Annotated in this window: 13 protein-coding genes; 8 read left to right on the top strand and 5 right to left on the bottom strand. The window is 67.1% G+C overall.

Annotated features, from left to right (window positions below):
- Together dnaN and dnaA are read right to left on the bottom strand one after the other, a co-directional pair.
- The coding region (dnaN, locus tag QZ483_RS10130; RefSeq protein WP_297083580.1) for a DNA polymerase III subunit beta at nucleotides 1–596 on the bottom strand (596 nt) is incomplete at its 3' end.
- A gap of 415 nt (nucleotides 597–1011) precedes the next feature.
- Nucleotides 1012–2391 carry a chromosomal replication initiator protein DnaA gene (dnaA, locus tag QZ483_RS10125; RefSeq protein WP_297083584.1) on the bottom strand — a complete coding sequence of 460 codons (1380 nt, stop codon included), beginning with the start codon at nucleotides 2389–2391 and terminating at the stop codon, nucleotides 1012–1014.
- A 265-nt stretch (nucleotides 2392–2656) separates the two neighbouring features.
- Here dnaA and rpmH point away from each other — a divergent pair, with 265 nt between their 5' ends.
- From rpmH to QZ483_RS10085, 8 genes are all read left to right on the top strand, one after another.
- Nucleotides 2657–2794 carry a 50S ribosomal protein L34 gene (rpmH, locus tag QZ483_RS10120; protein ID WP_297083578.1) on the top strand — a complete coding sequence of 46 codons (138 nt, stop codon included), beginning with the start codon at nucleotides 2657–2659 and terminating at the stop codon, nucleotides 2792–2794.
- Nucleotides 2733–3143 carry a ribonuclease P protein component gene (rnpA, locus tag QZ483_RS10115; RefSeq protein WP_367117102.1) on the top strand — a complete coding sequence of 137 codons (411 nt, stop codon included), beginning with the start codon at nucleotides 2733–2735 and terminating at the stop codon, nucleotides 3141–3143. The genes rpmH and rnpA overlap by 62 nt, the downstream gene beginning before the upstream one ends.
- The gene (yidD, locus tag QZ483_RS10110; protein WP_297083574.1) at nucleotides 3140–3451 is read left to right on the top strand and encodes a membrane protein insertion efficiency factor YidD; all 312 of its coding nucleotides are present in this window, start codon (nucleotides 3140–3142) and stop codon (nucleotides 3449–3451) included. The genes rnpA and yidD overlap by 4 nt, the downstream gene beginning before the upstream one ends.
- A gap of 8 nt (nucleotides 3452–3459) precedes the next feature.
- A complete protein-coding gene (gene yidC, locus QZ483_RS10105) occupies nucleotides 3460–4509 on the top strand; it encodes a membrane protein insertase YidC (RefSeq protein ID WP_297083572.1) in 1050 nt (349 codons plus the stop codon).
- Nucleotides 4502–4987, top strand: coding sequence for a R3H domain-containing nucleic acid-binding protein (locus tag QZ483_RS10100; RefSeq protein ID WP_297083570.1), 486 nt, complete (start codon nucleotides 4502–4504; stop codon nucleotides 4985–4987). The genes yidC and QZ483_RS10100 overlap by 8 nt, the downstream gene beginning before the upstream one ends.
- A 29-nt stretch (nucleotides 4988–5016) precedes the next feature.
- Nucleotides 5017–5685 carry a 16S rRNA (guanine(527)-N(7))-methyltransferase RsmG gene (rsmG, locus tag QZ483_RS10095; RefSeq protein WP_297083568.1) on the top strand — a complete coding sequence of 223 codons (669 nt, stop codon included), beginning with the start codon at nucleotides 5017–5019 and terminating at the stop codon, nucleotides 5683–5685.
- Nucleotides 5686–6048: 363 nt separating this feature from the next.
- Entirely contained in the window at nucleotides 6049–6927 is an 879-nt protein-coding gene (locus tag QZ483_RS10090; protein ID WP_297083566.1) for a ParA family protein, read from the top strand.
- Nucleotides 6924–7976 (top strand): ParB/RepB/Spo0J family partition protein, encoded by a 1053-nt coding sequence (locus tag QZ483_RS10085; RefSeq protein ID WP_297083564.1) that lies wholly within the window; start codon nucleotides 6924–6926, stop codon nucleotides 7974–7976. The genes QZ483_RS10090 and QZ483_RS10085 overlap by 4 nt, the downstream gene beginning before the upstream one ends.
- Nucleotides 7977–8068: 92 nt before the next feature.
- Here QZ483_RS10085 and QZ483_RS10080 read toward each other — a convergent pair whose 3' ends face one another.
- The 3 genes from QZ483_RS10080 to trxA all read right to left on the bottom strand — a co-directional run bounded on the left by QZ483_RS10080 (nucleotide 8069) and on the right by trxA (nucleotide 10701).
- Nucleotides 8069–8998, bottom strand: coding sequence for an ATP-grasp domain-containing protein (locus QZ483_RS10080; protein ID WP_297083562.1), 930 nt, complete (start codon nucleotides 8996–8998; stop codon nucleotides 8069–8071).
- Nucleotides 8999–9028: 30 nt separating this feature from the next.
- A complete protein-coding gene (locus QZ483_RS10075; RefSeq protein ID WP_297083560.1) occupies nucleotides 9029–10330 on the bottom strand; it encodes a PLP-dependent aminotransferase family protein in 1302 nt (433 codons plus the stop codon).
- A 107-nt stretch (nucleotides 10331–10437) separates the two neighbouring features.
- Nucleotides 10438–10701, bottom strand: a complete 264-nt coding sequence (gene trxA, locus QZ483_RS10070) for a thioredoxin (protein ID WP_297083582.1) — start codon at nucleotides 10699–10701, stop codon at nucleotides 10438–10440.
- Between the last annotated feature and the right edge of the window lie 10 nt (nucleotides 10702–10711).

Here is a 10711-nt window from a genome sequence, read left to right as displayed (position 1 = left end):
GTCTTGGCGCGTACGAGCGCCACGGCAGAGATGTCCGACTTCGACGGCTTCCACTCGAGCTCGCGCAGCGCGAGGCGGTAGCGGTCGGTCGCAAGCAGCGAGATGTGCGATCCCTCGATCTCGACGCGGACTCCCGTGAGGATGGGCAGCGAGTCGTCCCGCGACGCCGCGACCGTGACCTGCGAGACCGCTCGCTGCAACTCGGCGCCGTCGATCGTGCCGGACTGCTCCGGAAGCTCGGGCAGAGCCGGATACTGATCGACCGGCATCGTGGCGAGCGTGAAACGCGACGCACCGCAGGTGACGGACACCTTGGTGCCGTCGAGCGAGAACTCGACCGGCTTGTGCGGCAGCGCGTTCGCGATCTCCTTGAGCAGGCGCCCGGAGACCAGCACCTCGCCCGCGGAGTCGACGTCAGCCGCGAAGGTTCCCCGAGCCGAGACCTCGTAGTCGAAGCTGGCCAGCGTGACCTCGCCCGTCGCATCGGCCGTGATGCGGACTCCAGCAAGCACCGGCACGGGCGGGCGCGCCGGGACGGCGCGCGAGGTCCACGCGACGGCATCGGCGAGAACGTCGCGGTCGACAGTGAATTTCATTCAGGTCTCCTCGGTTTCTGCCGCACAGACTACGCCACTGAGCCGACAGCGGAAGGGCCTGGGGCGCCGTCGCGCCCGGAGAGGTCGAAACGTCATGAAGGTCGATCGATCGGAGGGCTGAATGACAAGAGTGAGTAGTCGTCATAGGCATCGTGGAATCTGGGGAGAACGACAAGAGTCCCTGGTACCGGCCGATGCGGTCATGTGAGCATCCGTGGGATGAGACCTGGGATTCGTCATGACGTGCGGTGGAGGGATTCTTGTCATTCACACGCCGTCCACGGTTTCCCACAGTTCTGTCCCTGTGGATCACGCATGGCATCCACGGCCGTCCACAGAGTTATCCACAGGTGTGCACGACAGACCCGTGTCCGGTATGGGTGAGTTGTGGCGTGAGAAGTGACCGATGCGCGGGTCAGCTGCGGGACTGCTGCTTGATGCGCGCGTGGATCTCGTTGACCTGGTTGTACATCTGGCGCCGCTGAGCGATCTGATCCTCGACCTTCTTCACGGCGTACATCACCGTGGTGTGGTCCTTGCCGCCAAAGTGCTCGCCGATCTTGGGCAGCGACAGATCCGTCAGCTGCCGGCACAGGTACATCGCGATCTGGCGCGCGGTGACGTAGACCCGGCTGCGGCTGGTTCCGGTCAGCTCCTCCATGGAGATGCCGAAGTAGTCGGCGGTCGTGCCGATGATGGACGAGGCCGTGATCTCCGAGTCGTCGTCCGAGATGAGGTCCTTCAGGACCACCTGGGCGAGGCTGAGGTCGACGGGCTGCTTGTTCAGGGCCGCGAAGGCCGTGACACGGATCAGAGCGCCCTCGAGCTCACGGATGTTGCTCGTGATGTTCGAGGCGATGTACTCGAGGACGTCGGACGGGGCCTGGACGTCATCCGCGGCGGCCTTCTTCCTCAGGATCGCGATACGCGTCTCGAGGTCCGGCGGCTGGACGTCGGTCATGAGGCCCCACTCGAAGCGGGTGCGCATGCGCTCCTCGATGCCGTCGAGGTTGCGCGGGCTCACATCCGAGGTGATGACCACGTGCTTGCCGGCGTTGTGCAGCGCGTTGAAGGTGTGGAAGAACTCCTCGAGCGTCTGCTCCTTGCCCTGCAGGAACTGGATGTCGTCGATGAGGAGGACATCCACCTCGCGGTAGGTGCGCTTGAAGCTCAGGGACTGGTCGTCACGGATCGAGTTGATGAAGTCGTTGGTGAACTCCTCGGAGTTCACGTAGCGCACGCGGGTCTGCGGCTTGAGGTGTCGCGTGTAGTGGCCGATCGCGTGCAGCAGGTGCGTCTTGCCGAGTCCGGAATCACCGTAGATGAACAGAGGGTTGTACGTCTTGCCAGGGGATTCGGCGACGGCGAGGGCCGCGGCGTGAGCAAACCGGTTGGACGAGCCGATGACGAAGGTGTCGAACGTGTAGCGCGGGTTGAGGTGAGGATCCTCGTAGGCGGCCGGAGGGGGCGTGGGCGCCTGGCGGCGTGCGGGACGCTCCGGCTGAGGCTCGTGGTCGTCGTCGCTGTAGTCGGAGGGCTCCGGCGGCGTCACCGACGCGTCGACGGTCACCGCGATGCGGACGTCGCGCTCGAGGACCTGGGACAAGGCTCGGGTGATGACGTCGCGGATCGTGTTCTCGACGTAGTTCTTGGTGTAGTCCTCGCGCACGGCGAGGAACACGTTGTCCTCCACCACGGCGAGGGGCTTGATCATGCGGATGAAGCTGCGCGGCTGCGCGGTCACCGACTCGTCATCGTGGAGCAGCTCCAGGGTGCGAGTCCACACCTCGTCCATGGACTGGGTGGCGGGCTCAGCAACCATCGATGATCTCCCTCCGGGCCTTTCTCCACATGGTTCTACACAGCGGTTGAGAGGATGTCATCAGTTCGTAACCGTAGACGTCGGCGTGTCCTCCACACCCTCGCGCTCGTGATGGTGGAGCCTATCCTGTTCAGGGCACGCGTCCAATGCGCCGGTGGAGATTTGACCCGGGGCCCGTACGCGCGTAACGTTAGTGCGCTGTTCTGACCGTACCCTGAAGACTTCTGTGGAGTGACCCGTGAGCAAGCGGACCTACCAGCCGAACAACCGCAAGCGTGCCAAGACGCACGGCTTCCGCCTGCGCCAGCGCACCCGTGCCGGCCGCTCGATCCTCGCGGCCCGCCGTCGCAAGGGCCGCGCCAAGCTGTCCGCGTAAGGTGCTTCCTGCCCGCTCCCGCATGACGGCGGCTGCGGATTTCTCCGCGGTGCTGCGTCGCGGCACCAGGAGCGGGCGGGCGACCGTAGTCGTGTACGTCAAGCAGACCGGCGATGCTGACAGCATGGCCGGTTTCGCTGTATCCAAGGCAGTCGGAGGTGCCGTGATCCGCAACCGCGTCAAGCGCAGGCTGCGCGCGATCATGGCGTCCGCGCTGCCGGAGCTGCCGACCGGCACCGCCGTGGTGATCCGTGCGCTGCCGCGATCGGCTGACGTCGACTTCGAACACCTGCGCTCCGACGTGATGGATGCGCTGTCGACAGCGCTGCGCAAGGCGGCACTGGCATGAGCTCCGCGCTCCACGCGGTCGCGCGTGTACCCGGACTCGTGCTGATCGGACTGATCCGGGCGTACCAGTTGGTGGTATCACCCCTGCTAGGGCCCCGATGCAAGTACTACCCGTCCTGCTCCTCCTACGGCCTCGAGGCCGTACGCCGGCATGGTGCAGCACGCGGATTCATCCTGGCCTCGTGGCGTGTTCTGCGCTGCAACCCCTGGAGCCACGGCGGTGTCGACGACGTGCCTGAACGCGGCGCGCCGCTGTTCCGCTCCTCACGAACCTCAACGGAGGCGACCGCCTCCGCACCCTCTACCTAAGGACCGACGTGGGCTTTCTCGAGACGATCCTCTTCCCACTGGAGTGGGTGGTCGCCAACATCATGGTGGCCTGGCATTGGCTGTTCACTGCCGTAGGAATGGACTCGGCGTCCGGGTGGACCTGGTCGCTGTCGATCGTGGGCCTCGTGGTCACGATCCGCATTCTCCTGATCCCGCTGTTCGTCAAGCAGATCAAGGCATCCCGAGCGATGCAGGTGATCGCGCCGGAGCTGAAGGCCATTCAGGCCAAGTACAAGAACAAGAAGGACCAGGCGTCCCGCGAGGCGATGAGCCGCGAGACCATGGAGCTCTACTCCAAGCACAAGACGAACCCGTTCGCCTCGTGCCTGCCGATCCTGGTGCAGGCCCCCATCTTCTTCGCGCTCTTCCGGGTGCTCAACTACCAGATGCGTCCGGACGAGAACGGCAACTACAGCGGTATCGGCTGGCTCACGCCCGAACTAGCTGAACAGGGTCACGACGCCTCGATCTTCGGTGCGCAGCTCTCGGAGACCTTCCTCTCCTCGACGGGCGCGGCGGCCAAGATTGTCTCTGCCGTTCTGATCGTGGCCATGGTGGCGACCACCTTCACCACGCAGCGTCAGCTCACGCGCAAGAACATGCCGGCCTCGGCCCTCGAGGGTCCGATGGCCCAGCAGCAGAAGATCCTCATGTACGCGTTGCCGTTCATCTTCGTGATCACCGGTCCGAACTTCCCCGTGGGTGTCCTCATCTACTGGACCACGACCAACGTGTGGACCATGGGTCAGCAGTTCTACGTCATCCGGAACAACCCGACTCCCGGTTCCGAGGCGGAGAAGCAGCTGAAGGCCCGCAAGGAGGCCAAGGCCAAGCGCAAGGGGCTGGTCATCGAGGGCACGAGCGAGGACATCACCGAGCTCGAGGCACCGCGGGCTGGACAGCGCCAGCAGCCCAAGAAGAGCCAGTCGCGCTCCAAGCGCAAGAAGGGCGGGCCGCGTCCTGCCGGCACCCCAGACTCCCCCGCGTCGGATGCCGACAGCGGCCCCGACTCCCAGAAGAAGGACGACGATGACTGATCAGGACAACTCTCGCCTCGAGGCCGAGGGAGACGCCGCCGCTGACTTCCTCGAGGAGCTCCTCGACATCCTCGACATGGATGGCGACATCGACATCTCCGTTGAGGCCGGGCGCGCCAAGGTGGCGGTGGTCGCGGACGGTCCGAGCCAGGACCTCAAGCGACTCGTGGGTCCCGACGGCGAAGTGCTGGATGCGCTCCAGGACCTTGCTCGTCTCGCGGTCCAGTCGGAGACCGGCGAGATCAGTCGCCTCATGCTCGACATCGCCGAGTTCCGCGCCGGCCGCCGCGATCGTCTCGCGGAGCAGGCGCGGGAGGCGATCGCGAAGGTGCAGGAGACGGGCGAGTCTGTCGCGCTCGCGCCCATGAACGCATTCGAGCGCAAGGTCGTCCACGACGTCGTCCTCGAGGGCGGACTGCTGTCCGAGTCGGAGGGCGAGGACCCGAACCGCCACGTGGTGGTGCGACCGTCCGCGTGACGTGTTTCACGTGAAACAGTGATGTCGAGATGAGCAGCGAGAACCAGGAGATGGGCGAGTCCGTGAGCCTCGCCGATGATCCCCTGCACGAGTCACGTGAGGTCCACGAGTACTTCGGGGACTCCTACCCGCGCGTTCTCGCCTTCGCCGAGCTGCTTGCCGACCAGGGAGTGCTGAGGGGCCTCATCGGGCCCCGTGAGCTTTCCCGGCTGTGGGAGCGGCACATCCTCAACAGCGCGGCGGTGGTGCCGTTCCTGCGCGAGGGGACCATCGTCGACGTAGGTTCTGGTGCCGGGCTGCCCGGCCTCGTAGTGGCCGCCATGCTGCCCGAGCGCCGCGTGGTGCTCGTGGAGCCGATGGAGCGGCGGACCACGTGGCTGTTCGAGGCGGCGGAGCGCTGTGGGATCGACAATGTCACCGTCGTGCGTGGGCGCGCGGAGGAGGTACGCGACGTCGTCGAGGCCGATGTCGTCACCGCGAGGGCTGTCGCGTCCATCGACAAGCTCGTCAAGTGGAGTGCTCCCCTGCTTGCCGACGGCGGCGAGATGGCACTGCTCAAGGGCCGATCGGCGCCGGATGAGGTCGAGCGAGCGAAGTACGTGCTGCGCAAGTTCGGCCTCGTCGGATCGGTGCATGCGGCGCCCACGATCGAGGGCCTCGAGCCCACGACGGTCGTCCGCCTGGCGCCCGCGAGCTGAGGCGATCTCGCGACGCGGGTCGGCGCCGGCGCACGGGAACCACCGCTTGTCCCCAGCGTTATCCACACCCGAGTTGTACGGAGAATCGGGGTTGTCCCCCGTTCTTTTCCACAGGGACCTCCGCGGACCAGACGCGGTAGAGTCGTGCGGAGCGCAACCCCGGCGGGGTTGTTTCACGTGAAACAGAGAGGATCCGGAGTGAGCGAAGAGTCGGGGCACCGGAGCATGGAGCCCTCGTCGCACACCGCCACCCACCCGGGAAGGCCCGGACTCGGAGGCGACGGCATAGATCCCCTCACCGCCCCTGTTTCACGTGAAACGCTCGACGCTTTCGATGCACTCGGTGACGACGAAGGAAGCCCCTTGGCCAATGAGTTGATCGCGACTGAACGACTGCGCCAGGAACTCGAGGCCGCGGACTTCCCCCGACCGGCCTCCACCCGTGTCTTCGCGGTCTCCAACCAGAAGGGCGGCGTGGGCAAGACGACCTCGACGGTCAACATTGCCGCCGCTCTCGCCAAGCGCGGCGCCAACGTCCTCGTGATCGACGCGGATCCGCAGGGGAACGCCTCGACCGCTCTGGGTGTCGACCACCACTCCGGCACGCCATCGATCTATGACGTCCTGCTCGACGACACCCCCATGGCGCAGGTCGCTCAGCGCTGCCCCGACATCCCCACGCTGTGGTGCGTGCCCGCGACCATCGACCTGGCCGGCGCGGACATCGAGCTCGTCTCGGTGGTGCGTCGAGAGTTCCGCCTCCACGACGCCCTCACGGAACTGCTCGAGGGTCCGGGCAAGAGGCTCGACTACGTGTTCATCGACTGCCCCCCGAGCCTCGGACTGCTGACGCTCAACGCCATGGTCGTCGCACACGAGGTCCTGATTCCGATTCAGTGCGAGTACTACGCGCTGGAGGGCCTGACACAGCTGATCAAGACGGTCGAGATGGTGCGCAAGCACCTCAACAAGACCCTCGAGGTATCGACGATCGTCCTGACGATGTTCGATGGTCGCACCAACCTGGCGCGTGAGGTCGCGCACGAGGTTCGGACTCATTTCCCCCGCCAGACGCTCGAGCAGACCGTGCCCCGCAGCGTCCGCGTGTCCGAAGCGCCGTCGCATGGCCAGACGGTCATCACGCACGATCCGCACTCGAGTGGTGCCGTCGCCTACACGGCTGTCGCCCGAGAGATCGCCGTGCGCGGAGCCGTGCGTTCTGAAGAAGGAGAACAGCAGTGACCAAGCCCAAGCGTGGACTCGGCCGTGGACTCGGCGCCCTGATTCCCAGCGAGCCGGAGGTGGACGCGGCTCAGTCGAGCGACGCCCCGGCCTCGGTCGCGGTCGAGACGGCCGAGAAGACCCCGCAGCAGCGCTCGACGGGAGCCGCGGGCGCGGCCCGACCGCGCGACGTCTTCTTCTCCAGCCCCTCGGCGCAATCGCCGGACCTGCTGCCGGTCCCCGGAGCCCGGTTTGCCAGTATCGATCCCCACTCGGTCATGCCCAATCCGCGGCAGCCACGCGACGTCTTCGACCCGGAGGCACTCGCTGAACTGGTCGGATCCATCAAGGAGATCGGCGTCCTGCAGCCGATCGTTGTCCGTCCCCATCCCGAGGGCGACGGCTACGAACTCATCATGGGCGAGCGGCGGCTCCGCGCGACCAAGGAGGCCGGCCTCGAGACCATCCCGGCCATCGTCCGGGAGACTGACGACACCGACCTCCTGCGCGACGCTCTCGTGGAGAACCTCCACCGCAGCCAGCTGAACCCGCTGGAAGAGGCGGCCGCATACCAGCAGCTGCTCGAGGACTTCGGGATCACTCACGAGCAGCTCGCGTCGCGGATCAGCCGCTCGCGGCCCCAGATCACCAACACCCTGCGTCTGCTGCGCCTGCCCGCGCCCGTCCAGAAGCGCGTGGCCGCCGGCGTGCTGAGCGCCGGTCACGCCCGTGCGCTCCTGGGGCTCGAGGATGCCGCAGACATGGAGGTCCTCGCCCAGCGCATCGTCGCCGAGGGGCTGTCCGTGCGAGCGACGGAGGAGGCGGTCACGCTCGGCGTCGGCAAGCCGGCCCCCCAGCGCGGCACGGTGCGCGCGGGTGCCCACACCCCCGCTCTCGACGAGCTGGGATCGCGCCTGGGCGACCGCTTCGACACTCGCGTCAGGGTTCAGCTGGGTCGCTCGCGTGGCAAGATCACCATCGACTTCGCATCCGTGGAGGATCTCAACCGCATCGTCTCGGTGCTCGACCCGACCGATCCCGGCATCCTGGGGTCCGTCGACCAGGACTGAGGCGAGGCACCGGCGCAGCACCGGCGGGCACGGTCTGTCCAAGCGTCCGGTACAATTCACCATCTACCAGGGATGATGATTCTCGCGCGCGTCTAGGAGGCCGCGGCCCTGACGATCTGCTCGTAGAGCTCTCCCAGGTCCTGGCCTCCGCCCACGGCCGCCTGCGGCAGAAGCGACGTCTCCGTGAGTCCCGGCGCGATGTTGACGTCGAGCACCTGGGGAACGCCGGAGCCGTCGACGATCATGTCGATGCGCGACAGGTGCCGCAGGCCCAGCCGGCGGTGCACCGTCAGGGCGGAGTCGGCGACCGCCTGCGCGACCTCCGGCGACAACCGGGCGGGGGTGAAGTACTCCACGCGGCCGGGGTTGTAGCGGGCGTCGTAGTCGTACGGCCCGTCGCAGACGATCTCGACAGGGGCGAGTGCCACGGCCTCGTCGCCCGTGCCGATCACGGACACGGCGACCTCGGTCCCGTCGATCGCGGACTCGATCATGGCGGTGTCCCCGTAGGCGAAGCAGTGGACCATGGCCCGCGCGAGCTCCTCGCGCTCCTTCACGAGGGTGACGCCCAGTGCGGAGCCGCCGCGTGCCGGCTTGACCACCAGCGGCAGCCCGAACCTGGCCACGATCGCGTCGAGCACCTGCTCGGCACCCACTTCGCGGAAGAGGGACTGCGGAAGCGTGACGTACTCGGGGGTCGCGACGCCGTCGCGGCCGTACACCGCCTTCGCGACCGACTTCACCCAGGCGACGCGCGCCTCCTTGGAACGCGTGCCCACGTACCGGGCGTCGGTGAGCTCGAGCAGCGCCTGGAGGGACCCGTCCTCCCCTGAGGCGCCGTGGAGGAGCGGCCAGACCACCGAATCGGCCGCTTGGTGCAAAGCGGGAATCAAGCTCGTGTCAACGTCATGGATGGAGACCTTCAAGCCTCGATCGCGAAGCTCCTCGGCGACGCGCCGCCCGGAGCGCACCGAGACGTCCCGCTCGTGCGACAGTCCGCCGGCCAGGATCATCACGTCCATGTCAGTCCTCCAAGCGTTGGTGGCACGCCGTCATGCCAGGTCGGGAGAAGGGAAGTCGACGGTTCCGCCGCCGGGCCGGTACTCCTGGCCGAAGATGCTGACGGCCTCGAGCTCGGCATCGACCACCCCGGCCAGGCGCCGGACACCCTCGCGGATGCGCTCGGGCGTCGGATAGCAGTAGGACAGCCGCATGTGCGTCGATCCGGAGCCGTCCATGTAGAACGCGGTGCCGGCGACGTACGCGACGCGGGCGGTGATCGCACGCGGCAGCATCGACTTGGAGTCCAGGCCCTCGGGCAGCTTCACCCACACGTAGAAGCCGCCCTCGGGGACGTTCCACGACGCGGAGGGGATGTGCTCTTCGAGCGCTCCGATCATGGCGTCCCGGCGCTCGCGGTACTGCTCCCGGAACTTCTTGATCTGACCCTGCCAGTCGGCGTGATCGAGGTAGGTCCTGATCGCCATCTGTGCGGCATTCGACGGGCACAGGATCGCCGCCTCGGAGGCCAGCACCAGTTTCTCGCGCACGGCGTGAGGGGCGACCGCCCATCCCACCCGGTACCCGGGGGCGAAGGTCTTGGAGAAGGACCCCAGGTAGATGACGCCTTCCTCGCTCATGGAGCGCATCGCGGGAAGTGGCTCGGAGTCGAAGCCCAGGAGGCCGTAGGGGTTGTCCTCGAGGATCAGCACGCCGTGTCGCTGGCAGATCTCGACCACCTGCGGGCGGCGCTCGAGCGACAGCGTCACGCCGCCGGGGTTGTGGAAGTTGGGCACGGTGTAGAGGAACTTGACCCGGCGGCCCTCGGCCTTGAGCCGGGTCAGCGTCTCGTCGAGCGCCCCGGGCACCAGGCCGTCGGCATCCATCGGCACGTGGACGACGTCCGCCTCGTGCGCACGGAAGACACCCAGGGCGCCCACGTAGGACGGCGCCTCCGCGACGATCACGTCGCCCGGGTCGATGAAGATCTTGGTGACCAGGTCAAGGGCTTGCTGCGAGCCGGTGGTGACCACGACGTCGTCGGGATGCGCGCTGATGCCCTCGAGGGCCATCACCTGGGTGATCTGCTCGCGCAGCCCCTCATCCCCCTGACCCGAGCCGTACTGCAGGGCCACCTCGCCCTGCTCCAGAACCAGGCGCTTGGTCATCTCCGCGAGTTCCTCGAGAGGCAGCCCGCCGATGTATGGCATGCCGCCGGCGAGCGACACCACCTCGGGCCTGTTCGCGACGGAGAACAGCGCGCGAATCTCCGAGGCACGCATCGCGTGCGCTCGTGCGGCATACGAGTCGAACCAGGGGTCCAGTCGTGTGCCGTGGGGATCAGGGCTGTTCATGCGGGCAAGTCTCCCATGGTCTGACGGGCGGGGGTGTGCAACGGGCGGGAATGCAGAAGGGCCGGTGCCACCTGAGGTGTCACCGGCCCTTCGTCGTGAAGCGGGGGCTAGGCGAGCACCTCGTCGAAGAGTGCGGACAGCGCCGGCTTGGGCTTGGCGCCCACGACCGACTTGACCAGCTCGCCGCCCTTGAAGAAGTTCATGGTCGGGATCGACGTGACGCCGTAGGCCATCGCCAGCTGGGGGTTCGCGTCGGTGTCCACCTTCACGACCTTGAGCTTGCCGGCGTACTCCTCGGCGAGCTCGTCCAGCAGCGGTGCCACGGCGCGGCACGGGCCGCACCAGGAAGCCCAGAAATTCAGCATGATCACATCTCCGCGC

It is taken from the genome of uncultured Demequina sp., from assembly GCF_913055775.1.
GTDB lineage: Bacteria > Actinomycetota > Actinomycetes > Actinomycetales > Demequinaceae > Demequina.
Note: the sequence above shows the minus strand (reverse complement) of the source record. Positions and strands in the feature narration are given on the sequence as shown.

Bases quoted from the DNA above. Each gene is read 5' to 3' on its own strand.
- dnaA (WP_297083584.1), bottom strand. From the start codon at position 2,391: ATGGACGAGGTGTGGACTCGCACCCTGGAGCTGCTCCACGATGACGAG.
- yidD (WP_297083574.1), top strand. From the start codon at position 3,140: ATGAGCTCCGCGCTCCACGCGGTCGCGCGTGTACCCGGACTCGTGCTG.
- QZ483_RS10100 (WP_297083570.1), top strand. From the start codon at position 4,502: ATGACTGATCAGGACAACTCTCGCCTCGAGGCCGAGGGAGACGCCGCC.
- rsmG (WP_297083568.1), top strand. From the start codon at position 5,017: ATGAGCAGCGAGAACCAGGAGATGGGCGAGTCCGTGAGCCTCGCCGAT.
- QZ483_RS10080 (WP_297083562.1), bottom strand. From the start codon at position 8,998: ATGGACGTGATGATCCTGGCCGGCGGACTGTCGCACGAGCGGGACGTC.
- QZ483_RS10075 (WP_297083560.1), bottom strand. From the start codon at position 10,330: ATGAACAGCCCTGATCCCCACGGCACACGACTGGACCCCTGGTTCGAC.